Genomic DNA, 16,724 nt, shown 5'->3' with positions numbered 1-16,724 from the left:
CGGTCTCTCCCTAACAGCCATGCGTACCGGGCTCCTCACCCTTCCAACAGAAACGAACATACCAAAACACAACTCACCACAACAGCCCTCGTCGCAATCAAACAAAGGGCTTCACCCGCCGTGTTGAATTGCCGGGTGCAAACCCCCACATATGCCCGCACCGAGCTCGCGACGGAGCTCCGACTCCCCACGAACGGACTCGACTACACGATTCTCGCCATCTATTTCGTCGTCGTCCTCGGCATCGGGTTCGCCGCCCGCAGATCGGTGCGGACGAGTCTGGACTTCTTCCTGTCCGGACGCTCGCTCCCGGCGTGGATCACCGGCCTCGCGTTCGTCTCGGCCAACCTCGCCGCCACCGAGATCCTCGGCATGGCCGCCAACAGCGCCCAGTACGGCGCCTACACCGTGCACTGGTACTGGATCGGCGCCATCCCCGCCATGGTCTTCCTGGGCCTCGTGATGATGCCGTTCTACTACGGCAGCAAGGTCCGCTCGGTCCCCGAGATGCTGCTGCTGCGCTTCGACCGGGCGGCGCACCTGCTGAGTTCGATCCTGTTCGCCCTCGCCGCGATCCTCATCGCCGGGGTGAACCTCTACGCCCTCGCGATCGTCGTCGAGGCGCTGCTCGGCTGGCCGCAGTGGGTGGCCATCGTCGTCGCGGGCTTCTTCGTGCTCGCCTACATCACCCTCGGCGGCCTCTCCTCCGCGATCTACAACGAGGTGCTCCAGTTCTTCGTGATCCTGGCCGCGCTCATCCCGCTGTCCGTGCTCGGCCTGAGGAAGGCCGGCGGCTGGGGCGGGCTGACCGACAGGCTCACCGCGCGCCACGGGGACGACTTCGTCACCGCGTGGGGCGGCACCGGCATCGGCAGCGCCAACCCGCTCGGCGCCAACTGGCTGACCATCGTGCTCGGTCTGGGCTTCGTGCTGTCCTTCGGCTACTGGACGACCAACTTCGCCGAGGTGCAGCGCGCCCTGTCGGCGAAGAACCTCTCCGCCGCCCGGCGCACTCCGCTGATCGCGGCCTACCCGAAGATCTTCATCGTCTTCCTGGTGATGATCCCCGGCCTGGTCGCGGCGGCGCTCGTGCCGGGGATCGGCACCGCCGGCTCGGACCTCCAGTACAACGACGCGATCCCGTACCTGATGCAGGAACTGCTGCCCAACGGCGTCCTCGGCATCGCGGTGACCGGCCTGCTGGCGGCGTTCATGGCCGGCATGGCGGCCAACGTGTCGTCCTTCAACACGGTCTTCACCACCGACATCTGGGCCAAGTACGTCGTCCGGGGCCGCGAGGACGCCTACTACGTGCGCTTCGGCCGCCTCATCACGGCCGTCGGGGTGCTCGCGTCGATCGGCACGGCCTTCCTCGCCTCGTCGTTCTCCAACATCATGAGCTACCTCCAGACGCTGTTCTCCTTCTTCAACGTGCCGATGTTCGTGGTCTTCATCGTCGGCATGTTCTGGAGGCGGGCGTCCGCGAGGTCGGGCTTCTGGGGGCTGCTCGCGGGCACCGTGACCGCGATGGTCAACTACTTCGTGCTGTACAAGCGGGACATCGTCGCCGTCCCCACCGACCAGGGCGCCAACTTCGTCTCGGCGATCGCGGGCTTCGTCGCGGGCGCCGTCGTCATGGTGATCGTGTCGCTCTTCACCGCGCCGAAGCCCGAACGCGACCTCCAGGGCCTCGTCCACGGCACCACGTCCCCCGGCATGTCCGAGCCGCCGGCGGCCGGGGACGACGCCTGGTACCGCAGTCCGGCCCTGCTGGGATGGGGCGCGGTGATCCTGGCCGCCGCCTGCTACCTCCCCTTCTCGATCTGACCGCGCAAGGATGGAGGGACCATGTCCGACTACTCCGAGGAGAGCGTCCGGCGCGAGGTCACCGAGCTGGAGGGCAGGTCGGCGACCGCCGCGCGCATCTTCGACCTGCGCCGCATCATCGGCGGCCTGTTCGTGCTCTACGGCGTCATCGTCACGATCGCCGGGATCACCGCGTCCGACGCCGAGATCGACAAGGCGCAGGGCGTCAACATCAACCTGTGGACCGGCATCGGGATGCTGCTGCTCGGCCTGTTCTTCCTGTCCTGGCTGAAGCTGCGCCCGACCCCGCCGCCGCTGCCCGAGGACGGATCGCCGGGCGAGCGGGAGCACGCGGAGCCGGGTGACGGCTGAGGACCGTCGGACGGCGGACGCCGACCGCGGACGCCGGGATGACGCCGGACGCCGGGTGACGGCTGGCAGCTGACGACTGACGACTGACGGCTCTACGCCTGAGGTCCCGTTCCGTTGAGCGGGGCCGACGGGCCCGGCACCGGGCCCGCCCGGTCCAGCAGGCCGGTGCGGGCGGCCAGCGCGGCCGCCTCGAGACGGGAGCCCACGCCCAGCTTCATCAGCACCCGCTGCACATGCGTACGGGCCGTGCTGGGCGCGATCCCCATGCCGGCCGCGATCAGCCGGGTGTCCTCCCCGTCGGCGACCCGCACGAGGACCTCGATCTCCCGCGGGGTGAGCATCTGGAGCAGCCGCTGGCCCTCGTCGTCGGGCTGGGCGGCCGGGTTGAGCAGTTCGCTGAAGGCGCCCTGGAGCAGCTGCGGGGCGACGGCGGCCTCGCCCGCCCGCGCCTTCATGATGGCCCGTTCCACGCCCTCGATGCGCTCGTCGTGGCGTACGTAGCCCGAGGCGCCCGCGGCGAAGGCGGCGGCGATCCCGCGTGGCGACGGCACCGGCCCCAGGACCAGCACCGCCACCTGAGGACGCTCCCGCTTGATCCGCACCACCGGGTCGAACATGCCCGGCTCGGCGGGTGTCGCCGTACCCAGCAGGCACACCTCGGGGGCGCGCGTGATCACCAGCTCGGCGGCGCCCGCGGCGGGCGCCGCCGCCGCGAGCACCCGGTGCCCGCGCAGCTTCAGCGCGGAGGCCAGCGCCTCGGCGAGCAGTCGGTGATCGTCGACCACCATGAGCCGCACTCCCATAGAGACCCCCCAGTCCCCCCAATGGATGCCCCACTATGGATGCCCACTGGCCCCCAAGGACAGAGGGCCCCCCGGCACCCCGCCCCTCATGCACCGGGAAGCTACACGCTTGTTCGACGTTGCGCTGCCCCTACTGATGAGAAGTGCCCCGGATCGACGGAATTTCCGGCATTCGAGGGTGATGAGGGGGGTATCGGTGACAGTCTCCTGGGGAATCTCCCTCGGAAGACTCCCCGAGGAGATTCCCCGGGGAGTCCCCTCGGGTCAGCTTCCCGTGCCGAAGGCGAGCACCAGGTACTCCTTGCTGCCACCGGACGACGGCGCGTGGGCGTACACCGCCGACATGTACAGCCGGCCCTGCCCGTAGAGGATCTCCGCGAAGTCCGGCAGCATCGTCGCCTCCGCGTCGCGCACCGACTCCGTCGAGGGGTTCTCCAGCAGCTTGGTCTCCTTGAAGGAGGAGCCGTCGATGCTGACGATCTGACCGCCCTTGTCGTACGGCGGGGTCTTGTACGCGATCACGTTCGAGCCGTCCATGCGCAGCGGGACGATCGAGTAGCCGTCGCCCGCGTCCGCGCGCTGGCCGGTCTGCTTGCCGGTGGCCAGGTCGAAGGCGACGATCTCGTTGGTCTTGCTGTAGTCGCCGCTGCCGTCGTGCTCCTCGGTCGGCACGTACAACCGGTCGTTGCCGACGGCCAGTTCGGTGCACGCCTCGATCCGGGTGATGCCGTCGCAGCGGGCCGCGTACTTGTCGCCCGGCGCCGAGATGTGGGCGCGCAGCGCGCCGGTCTTGTTGTCGATCGAGAAGAAGTCGGAGATGCCGCTGCCGTCGCCCGCGCTGTCGCCGACGTCGGCGGCGACCACCAGCGGATCGGTGGAGACCACGCTCGCGTACTCGATGCCCCGGGCCATCTTGTACTCGGCGATCACCTTCCCGGTCTTCGGGTCGATGTTCTGGATGTGCAGCTGGCGGTCGCCGTACTCGCCGCACTTGCGCACCGCGACCAGCTTGGTGCCGCCCGCGTATCCGGCGTCGTAGCAGGTGTCGGCCGGCTTCGGGCTCCACAGGTTCTTGCCGGTGGTGATGTCGAAGGCCGCGCCGCCGTTGGTGGAGCCGACGGCGACGGTGTCCGCGCCGACCGTGACGTTCTCGAAGTTGATCGGCTCGTCACCGGAGTCGACGGTCTTCGTCCACAGCTTCTTGCCCGCGTCGAGGTCGATCGCGGCGATCTGGCTGCATCCGGCGGAGGAGTTCTTCGCCGGCATCTTCGGCTGGAAGAGGATCGCCGTCACGTCGTTCTTCGTGGTGTGGTCGCTCGCCTCGCACACCGGCCCCGGCAGCTTGACCGTCCACAGCTTGGTGCCCTTGTCGCGGTCGTAGCCGACGATCTCGGCGACGCCGCTCTTCGCGTACACCTTGTCCGTCAGCCAGGAGCCGGAGGTGACGACGGTGTCGTCCGCCTTGGGCATGGCGACCTGGAAGAGGACCTTGGAGTCGGGGTCGGCGGGCACCTTCTCCGAGCCGCCCGCGGTCGTGCCGCCGGTGGAGCCCTTGGTGTCCTTGCCGGTGCCGCCGCTGGAGCTCGTGGTGTCCTTCTTGTCACCGCCGCCGGACGACTTGGAGTACCACAGCCCGCCGCCGACGATCAGCGCGATCGCCACGACCGCGGAGACGACGATGATCAGCGGCGCCTTGGACCTGCCGCCGCCGGACGGCGGGGTGCCGGGCGCGCCCGGGAACTGGGGCGCGGTCGGGTAGCCGTAGCCGGGCTGGGGCTGGCCGTAGGGGCCGGGCTGCTGCCCGTACGGGTTCGGCTGCTGGCCGTAGGGGCCCGGCTGCTGGGCGTACGGGTTCGGCTGCTGGCCCGGGTAGCCATAGCCGGGCTGGGGGGCCGCGGGCGGCGGTGCCTGCGGGTAGCCGTAGCCGGGGCCCTGCGGAGGCTGCGGGACCTGCGGGGGCTGGGGCGGCTGGGAAACCTGCGGCGGCTGCGGAGCCTGCGGCGGCTGGCCCGGCTGCTGCGGGCCGGGCTGCGGCGGGCCGAACCCGGGCTGCGGCGGGTTGGGCGGCTGGTTCGGCGGCTGGTTCGGGGGCGGAGGGGGCGGCTGGGTCATGAGGGGAAACCTTCGCGTGACGGGCTGTCAGGGGGCGGAGAAGCGCGGCGGGGGCTCACTTGCCGAAGGCGAGCATCAGCTTCTCCTTCGTGTCGTCGTTCCCGGTCAGCCGGGTCGTGGAGATGTACAGGCGTCCGTCGGCCCAGTCGACGTCCCGGGAGTAGAACCCGCTCTCGATCTCGGCCGTGCCCGACGGGTTCTGGAGCAGCTTGGTGGTGGTGTGGCTGCTGCCCGTGGTCGGGACGGACACGACCTGGCCGCCCGCGTCGTACGACGGCTCGACGTAGGCGATGAGCTTGCCGCCCTCGACCTTCAGCGGCAGCATCGACTCGTCGGCGGGGGACTTCACCCGCCACTTCTCCTTGCCGTTGGCGAGGCTCAGCGCCACGATCTCGTTGGCGCCGCTGGTCGCCTTGGTCGGCAGGTAGAGGGTGTCGGCGTCGGCGGCCACGCCCTGGCAGCCCTGGAGATTGCGCTCCAGGATGGCGAAGCCGCACTCGGGGGCGAAGTCCTCGTCGACGACGACCTCCGAGCGGAAGGCGCCCTTCGAGGTGAACGTGGAGATGTTCCACGCGTTCTTGTCCTCGTTGGTGAGGTAGACGACCAGCGGGTCGACGGAGTACGTCCGCGAGACCTGCCAGCCCTTCTTCACCTTCTGCGTCCACTGGACCTTGCCGGTCGCCGGGTCGAGCTGCTGGATCTCGTCGTGCTCGTTCGCGCCGCTCGCGTCGCAGGAGGCGACCTGGATCAGCCGGGCGCCGCCCGCGAAGGCGGTCGGGAAGCAGGCGTCGCCGTACTTCTTCTTGTCGTAGAGCTTCTTGCCGGTGCCGATGTCGTAGGCGACCCCCGACTGGGAGCGCCCCACCATCAGCGTCTTGCCGGAGACCGACAGCTCGACGCTGATCGCGCTGTCGAACAGGCCGCCGTCGGCGACCTCGGCGGTCCAGCCCTTCTTGCCGGTGTCGAGGTCGATCTGCTGGAGCTGGTTGCACTTGGCGCGGTCGCTGGTGCCGCTCTCGTACGCCACCACGACCTTGCCGTCCGCGGACGCGTCCGGCGTGACCGAGCAGATCTTCTGCGGCAGCGTGATCGGGTCCCACGCGGGGTCGCCGGTCGCCACCTTGTAGCCGAAGACCTGCTTGTACGCCGCCTTCACGGCCGTCTTCCCCGTGATCCACATGCCGGGGGCGTCCGCGCCGGAACCGGGCGCGTCCGGCGCCGACTTGTACCAGAGCACCTTCGCCTCGCCGGACTTGCGGCCCTCGTTGAGGTTCTCCGGGTCCGCGCCGCCGTCGCCGCTGCCGTCACCGGGGTCGACCGGGCTGTCCGACGCGGAGGCGGACCGCTTGCCGTCGTCGCCGGTCTGCGCGGTCTTCTTGCCGTCGTCGCCGTTGCCCTGCAACGCGAACACGGTGCCGCCGACGACCAGCAGGGCCGCGACCGCGGCACCGATGATCACCGCCGTACGGCCCTTGAAGGGACCGCGGCCGCCGGGCGGCGGGGTGCCGGGGGCGCCGGGGTGACCGGGCTGCTGCGGGTAGCCGTAGCCGGGCTGCGGCGGGACGCCGTAGGGGCCGGGCTGCTGCGGGACGCCGTACGGGCCGGGCTGCTGCGGGTGGCCGGGCTGGGGCTGGGCGTACGGGCCGGGCTGGGCGCCGTAGGGACCGGGCTGGGCGGCGCCGTAGGGCTGGCCCGGCTGGCCGTACGGGCCCGGCTGGGCGCCGTAGGGGCCGGGCTGCTGCGGTCCGGGCTGCTGGGGGTAGCCGTAACCCGGCTGCGGCGGAGCGGCCTGCGGGGGCGGCGGGGTCTGCGGCAGGCCCTGCGGGGGCGGCGGCGCGCCCTGGGGTGCGGGCTGCGGCGTGGGCTGTGGCGTGGGCTGTGGCGGCCCGAACGCGCCGCCCGTGGGCGGCTGTTCCTGCGGCGCTCCCGCGCCTCCCGGCTGCGGCTGCTGATCGGGCGGCTGTGCCATCAGCGCAATTCCCCCTCATTCACTGATTTTTGGCCACTCCCTGAGATACGTGACGGCTTCGGCGTCGACTCAGACAGTTCTCAGACGGCTCTTTCTATCACTCGGCACCGACAGCGAAGCGGGCCGCGCCCTCCCCTGTTCCCAAGGGAGGACCGGCCCGTGATGCCCTCGTTATGCGCCTTCACGCCCCCTTCACGCGGCGCACGCCACCCCCACCGCGCGCCGGTGCGTGACGGTCAGGCGTCCTCGGCGAGTTCCAGCCAGCGCAGCTCCAACTCGTCGCGCTCGTCGGCGAGACCGCGCAGCTCCGCGTCGAGTTCGGCCACCTTCGCGAAGTCCGTCGCGTTCTCCGCGATCCGCGCGTGCAGCGTGGCCTCCTTCTCGGAGACCTTGTCCAACTGCCGCTCGATCCGCTGGAGTTCCTTCTTCGCGGCCCGCTGGTCGGCGGCGCTGCGCTCCGTTGCCGCGGGCCGGGGCTGCGCGGCGGCGGCCGACGCGGCCACCGTCTCCTCCATCCGGGCCCGCCGCTCCAGGTACTCGTCGATGCCGCGCGGCAGCATCCGCAGCGTGGCGTCGCCGAGGAGGGCGAAGACCCGGTCGGTGGTGCGCTCGACGAAGAACCGGTCGTGGGAGATGACGATCATCGAGCCGGGCCAGCCGTCGAGCAGGTCCTCCAGCTGGGTGAGGGTCTCGATGTCCAGGTCGTTGGTGGGCTCGTCGAGGAAGAGGACGTTGGGCTCGTCCATCAGCAGCCGCAGCAGCTGGAGCCGGCGCCGCTCACCGCCGGACAGGTCGCCGACCGGCGTCCACTGCTTCTCCTTGGTGAAGCCGAACGTCTCGCAGAGCTGACCGGCCGTCATCTCGCGGCCCTTGCCGAGGTCGACGCGCTCGCGCACCGCCTGGACGGCCTCCAGGACCCGCCACTCGGGGTCGAGTTCGGCGACCTCCTGGGAGAGATAGGCGAGCTTCACGGTCCTGCCGACGGCGACCCGGCCGGCGGCCGGCTGCGCCTCGCCCTCGCTGCGCGCCGCATCCGCCATCGCGCGCAGCAGCGAGGTCTTGCCCGCGCCGTTGACGCCGACGAGGCCGACGCGGTCGCCGGGGCCGAGCTGCCAGGTGATGTGCTTCAGCAGCACCTTGGGCCCGGCCTGCACGGTGACGTCCTCCAGGTCGAACACCGTCTTGCCGAGCCGGGAGGAGGCGAACTTCATCAGCTCGGAGGTGTCGCGCGGCGGCGGCACGTCGGCGATCAGCTCGTTGGCGGCCTCGACGCGGAAGCGCGGCTTGGACGTGCGGGCGGGTGCCCCGCGGCGCAGCCAGGCCAGCTCCTTGCGGACCAGGTTCTGCCGCTTGGTCTCCTCGGTGGCGGCGATGCGCTCGCGCTCGGCCCGCGCGAAGACGTAGTCGGAGTAGCCGCCCTCGTACTCGTAGACGGCGCCGCGCTGCACGTCCCACATGCGGGTGCAGACCTGGTCGAGGAACCAGCGGTCGTGGGTCACGCAGACGAGCGCGGAGCGGCGGTTCTGCAGGTGCCGCGCCAGCCAGGAGATGCCCTCGACGTCGAGGTGGTTGGTGGGCTCGTCGAGGACGATCAGGTCCTGGTCCTCGATGAGCAGCTTGGCCAGCGCGATGCGGCGCCGCTCACCGCCGGACAGCGGCCCGATCACGGTGTCCAGGCCCTTGGGGAAGCCCGGCAGGTCGAGCCCGCCGAACAGGCCCGTCAGCACGTCCCTGACCTTGGCGTTGCCGGCCCACTCGTGGTCGGCCATGTCGCCGATGACCTCGTGGCGGACGGTGGCGGCGGGGTCGAGCGAGTCGTGCTGCGTGAGCACGCCGGTGCGCAGCCCGCCGGAGTGGGTGACCCGTCCGGTGTCGGCCTCCTCCAGCTTGGCGAGCATCCGGATGAGCGTGGTCTTGCCGTCGCCGTTGCGCCCGACCACCCCGATCCGGTCGCCCTCGGACACGCCGAGCGACACGCCGTCCAGCAGGGCACGGGTGCCGTACACCTTGCTGACGTTCTCGACATTGACCAGGTTGACGGCCATTTCACTCCTGCGCAGGGGGGTCGGTCAGCCTTCTAGCCTAGGGCCTGCGGGGTGGCGGCGGCGCGCGAGGGGATGGTCACTCATTGTGATGACGTGATCGGGAACGGGCCGCTACCGTAGGGAATAGGCACCAGGATCTTGTCCATGGGAGGAACCATGACAGCCCAGCCTGCTGAGCAGTCCGGATGGCGAATGCCGCCCTTGGACGGGTACACCGTCGACGACCTGCTGACACTGCCGGATCTCCCGCCACACACCGAGCTGATCGACGGGAGCCTGGTCCTCGTGAGCCCGCAGCGTTATTTCCATTTCGCCGCGATCGACCTGCTGGCCAATGGGCTGCGCCGTACTCTGCCTTCCGATCTGAAGGTGGCGCGCGAGATGACCGTCGTGCTCGACCGGCGCAATGGCCCCGAACCGGACCTCTGCGTGATCAGGGCGGCCGCAAGGAAAGGGCTGGAGCAGACGTATTTCGAGGGCAAGGACGTCCTGCTCGCCGTCGAGGTCATCTCACCGGAGTCGGAGGCCCGTGACCGACTGACCAAGACGCACAAGTACGCCGCTGCGGGCATCCGGTACTACTGGCTCGTCGAGATGAGCGGCCCGGACCATCACCCGGCCATCGACGTCTTCGAGCTGTGCGAGGACACCGGCGCATACCGGTCGACGGGTAACTATCGCGACCGCATCAAGATCGAGAAGCCGTACCCCATCGACATCGACCTGACGGCGATCGACGAGCTCTGAGGGGCCGGCCCTCAGACCACCGTCGCCCCCGCCACCGGCCCTGCCGCCCTCCGTACGACCCTGCACGTGCCGGACGTCCGCAACGTGGCAGCCACCTTCTCGGCCGTCTCCGCGTCACGCGTGAGGAACGCCGTCGTCGGCCCCGAGCCCGAGACCAGCGCGGCGAGCGCGCCCGCCCCGCGCCCCGCCTCCAGGGTGTCGGCCAGTTCCGGGAACAGGGACAGCGCGGCTGGCTGGAGGTCGTTGGAGACGGCCGCCGCCAGCGCCTGCGGATCGCCCTTCGCGAGCGCCTCCAGAAGGTCCGCCGAGGCCACCGGCTCCGGGATGTCCCGGCCCGCCGCCAGCCGGTCGAACTCGCGGAACACCGCCGGGGTCGACAGCCCGCGCTCGGCCATCGCGAACACCCAGTGGAAGGTCCCGCCGGTCTCCAGGACCGTCAGCCGCTCGCCGCGCCCGACGCCCAGCGCCGCCCCGCCGACCAGGCTGAACGGCACGTCGCTGCCGAGCTCGGCGCAGATCTCCAGCAGCTCCTCGCGGGAGGCGTGCGTGCCCCACAGCGCGTCGCAGGCGACCAGCGCGGCCGCGCCGTCCGCGCTGCCGCCGGCCATGCCGCCCGCCACCGGGATGTCCTTGGCGATGTGCAGGTGCACGGCGGGGTCGCGGCCGTACCGCTCGGCGAGCGCGAGCGCCGCGCGCGCCGCCAGGTTCGTGGCGTCCAGCGGCACCTGGGCGGCGTCCGGCCCCGAGCAGGTGACGCGCAGCTCGTCGGCCGGCGCCACGGTGACCTCGTCGTACAGGCCGACCGCGAGGAAGACGTTGGCCAGGTCGTGGAAGCCGTCGGGGCGGGCGGCGCCCACGCCGAGCTGGACGTTGACCTTGGCCGGGACGCGGACCGTGACGCTTGCTGCGCTCACTGGGGACGGGCTCCTTGGGGTGGGGTGCGCGGCTCGGGGGCTGCGCGGGGGCTGCTCGGCGGGGGCTGCTCGTGGCTGCTCGGCGGGGGCGGGCCTGGGGCGGACCGGGGGTCGCTCCGCGCGGGGCGGGGGCGGGCCGGGACCGGCCGCTAGGCGTCGTACCGGGTGCCGTGCTCGCCGCCGGACCGGGGCCCGTGCTCGGCGATGCGGGCGAACTCCTCCACGGTCAGGGCCTCGCCGCGGGCCTGCGGGGACACCCCGGCCGCGACGAGCGCCGTCTCCGCGGCGGCCGCGGACCCGGCCCAGCCGGCGAGCGCGGCCCGCAGCGTCTTGCGGCGCTGCGCGAAGGCCGCGTCGACGACGGCGAAGACCTCGCGCCGGGACGCCGTGGTCTTCAGCGGCTCGGCGCGGCGGACCAGGGAGACCAGGCCGCTGTCGACGTTGGGGGCGGGCCAGAAGACGTTCCGGCCGATGGCGCCGGCCCGCTTGACCTCCGCGTACCAGCACGCCTTGACCGACGGGACGCCGTACACCTTCGAACCGGGCGCGGCGGCGAGCCGGTCGGCGACCTCCGACTGCACCATGACGAGCGTGCGCTCGATGCTCGGGAAGGTCTCCAGCATGTGCAGCAGCACGGGCACGGCGACGTTGTACGGCAGGTTCGCGACCAGCGCGGTCGGGGCGGGCCCCGGCAGCTCGGCGACATGCATGGCGTCGGAGTGCACCAGCGCGAAGCGGTCGGCGCGGTCGGGCATCCGCGCGGCGATCGTCGCGGGCAGCGCGGATGCCAGCACGTCGTCGATCTCGACGGCGGTCACCCGGTCGGCGACCTCCAGCAGCGCCAGCGTGAGCGACCCGAGCCCCGGGCCGACCTCGACGACGACGTCGTCCTCACGGACCGCGGCCGTACGCACGATACGGCGGACCGTGTTGGCGTCGATGACGAAATTCTGCCCGCGCTGCTTGGTGGGCCGTACGCCGAGGGCGTCCGCCAGCGCGCGGACGTCGGCGGGCCCGAGAAGGGCGTCGGGGGTGGAGCTGCTAGTCACGGGACCAGGGTACGGGGCGGGGGACGGCGGGGGTCCACCGTGAGGGGCGGCACGGGGAGGGGCCGGGGGTGGGGGGCCGGGGGTGAGGGTGCCGCGGTGGGGGTGCCGCGGTGGGGGTGCCACGGCGGGGGTGGGGGTCCGGGCGGGGGCCACCGGTCGGGCCCCCGCCGTCGCTCAGCCGTGCAGGCGCAGGCCGCAGTGCGGCCAGGGGCTGGCGCCGCGCCGCATGTACAGCTTCTTCGCCCGGTACGTCTGCTCCTCCGCGGGGGCGTCCTGCGGGCGCCCGCTGCCGCCGAGGCTGTGCCAGGTCCGCGCGTCGAACTGGTAGAGCCCGCCGTAGGTCCCCGAAGGGTCGACCGCCCCCGGCCGGCCGCCGGACTCGCAGGCCGCGAGCCCCTGCCAGTTCAGCCGGTCCGCTCCGTGCACGTTCTTCGGCCGCGGCTTCGTGCCGACCTTCACCAGCTGCGTCCGGGGTCCCCGGACCACCTCGGACTTCTCCCGCCGCGGCTTCTGCTTCACGCCGTTGACGCTGCGCAGGAAGTAGGTGACCTGCCGCAGTCCGGGCCGGCCGGGCCGCTCGACGACCTCCGTGCCCTTGAAGAGCGACGGGTCGTCCGTGCGCCGCACGTCGAACGGGATCGCCTCCTCGCGCACCTCCCGCGCCCCGGTGATCCGCAGCACGGTGACGGTCTGCCCGTCGCGCGGGAAGCTCCCGGGCGGGACGGAGGTGGTGTCCTGCCCGTGCAGCGTCACGCCCGCCTCCTCCAGGGCGCGGCCCACGGTCGCGGCGTTGGTGCGGATGGTGCGGGCGCGGCCGTCCGCCATGATCGTCAGCGCGCGCTCGGTGCGCACGTCGAGCGCGAGCCCGGCGCGCCCGATCGACTGGGAGCGCGAGGTGGAGAGGTACGCGCCCTCCGCGCGCACTCCGAGCTGGCGCAGCGCGCCGTCCACCGTGCGCGCCGTCGTCCACACCTCGCGCCGCTCCCCGTCGATGGTGAGCCGTACGGGGCGGCCGTGGTGCACCGCGACCTCGTCGCCGCTGGCGAGCGCCGTGCCGGGGGCGGGCGCCACCACGTCGTGCGCCCCCACCCGGACGCCCTCCTCGGCGAGGAGTTCGGTGACGTCGTCGGCGAACGTGTGCAAGGTGCGCGGGGTGCCGTCGACGCTCAGCTCGACGGCCTTGTCCTTGGCGACGAAGGCGGTGGTGCCGCCGGCGAGGAAGGCGACGACCAGCGCCTGCGGGAGCAGACGGCGCACGGCCGAGTCCGAGCGCTCCGCGTATCGCGTTTTGCGCCGGCGGGAGGCGCGCCGCCCGCCACCGGCGCGCGCGCCCGTGTCACGCGCCCCTTGCGTGGTCGCGCTCCCTGTCTGGCGCGGGAGCGCCGGTTCGACGAGCGTCGGCGCCAGTATCTGCGGCTCGTACGCGGGCCGGTAGGTGTCGCCGTACGCGCCGGGAGCGGCCTGGGCGCCGTACGCCCCGCCCGTCCCGCCGATCCCGCCCGTCCCGAACGCCACGGTGGGCGCGTTGTGCAGGTCGTAGGAGAACCCGTCGGGCGCGCCGGGTCCCGAGGGCGCCCCTGGCGCCTCCGGCGCCCCGAGCGCGCCGTAGGCGTCGTGGGCCGGTGCCGGGCCGACGGCAGGGCCGTACGTCTCATAGGGCGAGTTGCTCACGCCGTCACGCTCCAGTGGGCCAGAGGGGTCCGGATCGGGCCCAGAACCTAGCGGAGCCTTCGTCACTCTCCAAAGCGGCGCGACTACCCAGGGTGCGCGAGCGGTCGGCGCACACCCCGGGTGAGCGTTATCCGTCGGTTATGAATGCAATACGTTCAGTAACCGAAGGCGCGGGCGGTGTTCGCCGCCAGGGCGCTCGCCAGCGCGTCCTCGTCCATCCCGCGCACGGCGGCCATCGCGCGCACCGTGATGGGAATGAGATACGGCGCGTTGGGCCGTCCGCGGTACGGCGCGGGGGTGAGGTAGGGCGCGTCCGTCTCCACCAGGAGCAGTTCGGCCGGGGCCACGGCGACGGCGTCGCGCAGGTTCTGCGCGTTCTTGAAGGTGACGGTTCCGGCGAACGACATGTAGTACCCGGCGCGGGCGCACACCGCGGCCATCTCGGCGTCGCCCGAGTAGCAGTGGAAGACGGTGCGCTCGGGGGCGCCCTCCTCCTTGAGGACGCGCAGCACGTCGTCGTGCGCGTCGCGGTCGTGGATGACGAGCGCCTTGCCGTGCCGCTTGGCGATCTCGATGTGGGCGCGGAAGGAGGCCTCCTGCGCCTCCTTGCCCTCGGGGCCGGTGCGGAAGTAGTCGAGGCCGGTCTCGCCGACGCCCTTGACCTGCGGGAGCGCGGCCAGGCGGTCGATCTCGGCGAGCGCCTCGTCGAGCGCCCCCGCGCCCCCCGCCGCCCGCGCGCCCTGCCGCGACCATCCGTCGGAGTCGCCGAGGACGATCCGCGGGGCCTCGTTGGGGTGCAGCGCGACGGTGGCGTGGACGCTGTCGTGCGCCGCGGCCGTCTCGGCGGCCCACCGCGAGCCCTTGATGTCGCAGCCGACCTGGACGACCGTCGTCACACCCACCGAGGCGGCCTTGGCGAGGCCCTCCTCGACCGTGCCGGCCTGCATGTCGAGGTGGGTGTGGGAGTCGGCGACCGGCACCCGCAGGGGCTCCGGGAGCGGCGGCGCCGCGTTCTTGTCGGCGTTGGAAGGCATGCCCCGATCCTACGAAAGGGGCATGCCCTCGCCGCCGGGGAGGCGGATCACCGCGGAGTGGATCAGCGCGGGTGGATCAGCGCGGGTGGATCAGCGCGCCTGGATCACCGCGGCCTGATCACGGGGGCCGGGTCACCCCACCTTGCGGTGGAAGGGGTGCAGCAGGTCCGCCAGGTGCCAGTGGTGCTGCGCACCGACCGCGGTCGCCTCCTGCGCCGCCGGCTCGCCCGTCCCGCCCGGCTCGCCGGGCGCCGAGGCGCGCTGCGCCTGCCGGCGCAGATGGCTCTGCACGGAGGACACCTGACCGGCGCGCATGATCCGCACGACGTGGTTGTCGCAGTTCTGGCAGGTCGGCTGGCTCAGGGGAGACGGCACGATCTTTCCGTCGGCGACGTACACCACGTACTCGGTGCCGTCCCCGTCGGTGTGGTGCTCGATCTCGTACGCCTGTTCCCAGCCGTGCCCGCACCGCATGCATGCGAAGGAGTACGACTCGTTGACTACGGCGGTCGCGCCGCCGCGGAGGCCGGTCCGCCCTGCGATCTCACTCACTGCCAGCTCCTCTAGTCAGCTGGGCAAGCGCCTCCGACGAGAGGTTCCCCCCGGAACCCGACGGAGACGAGGGACGGGTGCGTCCCTGGATCCCAGTTGACGCCGCTCGCGGCCCGAATGCATCCGGTCTGTCGAGTGTTGGATCCGATTTGGACTTTCCTTGTCGAATCGACCCGTCCGGACGCACTTCGCTTTGCCTGATCGCGAGCCCCCTTTGCTCGGCCATGGTGCGTGCGCTCATGGGAGAGGCAGCCTGCTCAGAGGGGGATAAAGCGCAGGTCAGAGGCGCATTCGCGGAAGTGGCGCGCGCCACTTTCGGGCCGCCGCGCACCCACGCGCACAACAGCGCCCGCCCCCGGGCGCGCACGCCCGCCCACCAGCGCACGACCCCCGGCGCGCGCGCCGTCGTAGGGGCGCTCGATCACTCGCGCACGCCCTTGTCCGCACCACCCGGCGCACGAACTACAGCGCGCGCCCGCACGCACCCCTCCACGCCCGCGCCCGAACCGGCATTCGCGCCCAGGCGCCCGCGACCGGGCGCCCACGGCCCGACACCCCCGTGCAGCCGCCCCGCGCGACAGACCCGAGCGACCGCCCCGCGCAGCGGACCCGCGCACGAGACCGCCCCTACGCCCCCGCGTTCTTCGCCGCCACCACCGCGTCGAACACTTCCCGCTTCGGCAGTCCCGCCTCCGCCGCCACCGCCGCGATCGCCTCCTTGCGGCGCTCGCCGGCCTCCTCGCGCACCCGCACGCGCCGCACCAGCTCCGCGGCGTCGAGCGCCTCCGCGCCCTTCTCGGGGGCGCCCTCCACCACCACGGTGATCTCGCCCCGCACGCCCTGCGCCGCCCACTCCGCCAGCTCGCCCAGCGGGCCGCGCCTGACCTCCTCGTACGTCTTGGTCAGCTCGCGGCACACGGCGGCCCGCCGGTCCGCGCCGAAGACCTCCGCCATCGCGGCGAGGGTGTCGTCCAGCCGGTGCGGGGCCTCGAAGTAGACGAGCGTGCGGCGCTCGTCGGCGACCTCGCGCAGCCGGGAGAGGCGTTCGCCCCCCTTGCGCGGCAGGAACCCCTCGAAGCAGAAGCGGTCGACCGGCAGCCCGGACAGGGCGAGGGCGGTGAGCACGGCGGACGGGCCGGGCACGGCCGTGACCCGCACGTCCTTCTCCACGGCCGCGGCGACCAGCCGGAAGCCGGGGTCCGACACCGACGGCATCCCCGCGTCGGTCACCAGCAGCACCCGCGCGCCGCCGAGGAGTTCCTCGACCAGTTCGGGCGTGCGGGCGGCCTCGTTGCCCTCGAAGTACGACACCACGCGCCCCTTGGGCGTCACGCCCAGCGCCTGGGTGAGCCGGCGCAGCCGCCGGGTGTCCTCGGCGGCGACGACGTCGGCCGCGGCGAGTTCCTCGGCGAGGCGCGGCGGCGCGTCCGCCACGTCACCGATCGGGGTTCCGGCGAGCACGAGGGTTCCGGCGGTCGTACCAGGCGTTGCACGGGGCGTCACAGTCACGCCCCCATCCTCGCAGGGGCCGGCCGCCCCGGACGCGGCGGCGGACACGAGCCAGACCCCACAGCCGCGGACCCGCCCGACCACCCGGCCCCCCGGACCCGCCCGACCGCACGCCCCCGAACCCGAGCAGCACCCGAGCAG

At 72.5% G+C, this 16,724-nt stretch carries 13 protein-coding genes; 3 read left to right on the top strand and 10 right to left on the bottom strand.

The features are described from left to right. The first annotated feature begins 135 nt into the window (after positions 1 to 135). Together WN71_RS36325 and WN71_RS36320 are read left to right on the top strand one after the other, a co-directional pair. Positions 136 to 1,827: a sodium:solute symporter family protein gene (locus WN71_RS36325; protein ID WP_046591766.1), complete on the top strand. Its 1,692-nt coding sequence runs from the start codon at positions 136 to 138 to the stop codon at positions 1,825 to 1,827. A 21-nt stretch (positions 1,828 to 1,848) separates the two neighbouring features. Beyond that, a complete protein-coding gene (locus WN71_RS36320) occupies positions 1,849 to 2,178 on the top strand; it encodes a hypothetical protein (protein WP_046591767.1) in 330 nt (109 codons plus the stop codon). 92 nt (positions 2,179 to 2,270) lie between these two features. Here WN71_RS36320 and WN71_RS36315 read toward each other — a convergent pair whose 3' ends face one another. The 4 genes from WN71_RS36315 to WN71_RS36300 form a co-directional block, all read right to left on the bottom strand. Then, positions 2,271 to 2,981, bottom strand: coding sequence for a helix-turn-helix transcriptional regulator (locus tag WN71_RS36315; RefSeq protein ID WP_079178389.1), 711 nt, complete (start codon positions 2,979 to 2,981; stop codon positions 2,271 to 2,273). A gap of 264 nt (positions 2,982 to 3,245) precedes the next feature. Continuing rightward, positions 3,246 to 5,093 carry an outer membrane protein assembly factor BamB family protein gene (locus tag WN71_RS36310; RefSeq protein WP_046591769.1) on the bottom strand — a complete coding sequence of 616 codons (1,848 nt, stop codon included), beginning with the start codon at positions 5,091 to 5,093 and terminating at the stop codon, positions 3,246 to 3,248. 55 nt (positions 5,094 to 5,148) lie between these two features. Then, positions 5,149 to 7,062 carry an outer membrane protein assembly factor BamB family protein gene (locus WN71_RS36305; RefSeq protein ID WP_046591770.1) on the bottom strand — a complete coding sequence of 638 codons (1,914 nt, stop codon included), beginning with the start codon at positions 7,060 to 7,062 and terminating at the stop codon, positions 5,149 to 5,151. Positions 7,063 to 7,298: 236 nt separating this feature from the next. Beyond that, a complete protein-coding gene (locus WN71_RS36300; RefSeq protein ID WP_046591771.1) occupies positions 7,299 to 9,107 on the bottom strand; it encodes an ABC-F family ATP-binding cassette domain-containing protein in 1,809 nt (602 codons plus the stop codon). 156 nt (positions 9,108 to 9,263) lie between these two features. Here WN71_RS36300 and WN71_RS36295 point away from each other — a divergent pair, with 156 nt between their 5' ends. Further along, a complete protein-coding gene (locus WN71_RS36295) occupies positions 9,264 to 9,854 on the top strand; it encodes a Uma2 family endonuclease (protein ID WP_046591772.1) in 591 nt (196 codons plus the stop codon). 11 nt (positions 9,855 to 9,865) lie between these two features. Here the strand turns inward: WN71_RS36295 and WN71_RS36290 are convergent, their stop codons facing one another. The 6 genes from WN71_RS36290 to rsmI all read right to left on the bottom strand — a co-directional run bounded on the left by WN71_RS36290 (position 9,866) and on the right by rsmI (position 16,583). Further along, the gene (locus WN71_RS36290) at positions 9,866 to 10,768 is read right to left on the bottom strand and encodes a 4-(cytidine 5'-diphospho)-2-C-methyl-D-erythritol kinase (protein WP_046591773.1); all 903 of its coding nucleotides are present in this window, start codon (positions 10,766 to 10,768) and stop codon (positions 9,866 to 9,868) included. Positions 10,769 to 10,917: 149 nt separating this feature from the next. Beyond that, positions 10,918 to 11,817, bottom strand: coding sequence for a 16S rRNA (adenine(1518)-N(6)/adenine(1519)-N(6))-dimethyltransferase RsmA (gene rsmA / locus WN71_RS36285; RefSeq protein ID WP_046591774.1), 900 nt, complete (start codon positions 11,815 to 11,817; stop codon positions 10,918 to 10,920). A gap of 174 nt (positions 11,818 to 11,991) precedes the next feature. Beyond that, complete coding sequence (locus WN71_RS36280; protein ID WP_046588560.1) at positions 11,992 to 13,488, bottom strand: resuscitation-promoting factor; 1,497 nt, start codon at positions 13,486 to 13,488, stop codon at positions 11,992 to 11,994. Between the two features lie 155 nt (positions 13,489 to 13,643). After that, positions 13,644 to 14,522: a TatD family hydrolase gene (locus WN71_RS36275; protein ID WP_046588562.1), complete on the bottom strand. Its 879-nt coding sequence runs from the start codon at positions 14,520 to 14,522 to the stop codon at positions 13,644 to 13,646. A gap of 132 nt (positions 14,523 to 14,654) precedes the next feature. Beyond that, positions 14,655 to 15,074, bottom strand: a complete 420-nt coding sequence (locus WN71_RS36270; protein WP_046588564.1) for a hypothetical protein — start codon at positions 15,072 to 15,074, stop codon at positions 14,655 to 14,657. A 627-nt stretch (positions 15,075 to 15,701) separates the two neighbouring features. Next, positions 15,702 to 16,583, bottom strand: a complete 882-nt coding sequence (gene rsmI, locus WN71_RS36265; RefSeq protein ID WP_240529887.1) for a 16S rRNA (cytidine(1402)-2'-O)-methyltransferase — start codon at positions 16,581 to 16,583, stop codon at positions 15,702 to 15,704. Between the last annotated feature and the right edge of the window lie 141 nt (positions 16,584 to 16,724).

This window comes from Streptomyces mangrovisoli (genome assembly GCF_000974985.2).
GTDB classification, from domain to species: domain Bacteria; phylum Actinomycetota; class Actinomycetes; order Streptomycetales; family Streptomycetaceae; genus Streptomyces; species Streptomyces mangrovisoli.
The sequence above is the reverse complement of the archived record's forward strand: the minus strand, read 5'-3'. Positions and strand labels throughout refer to the sequence as shown.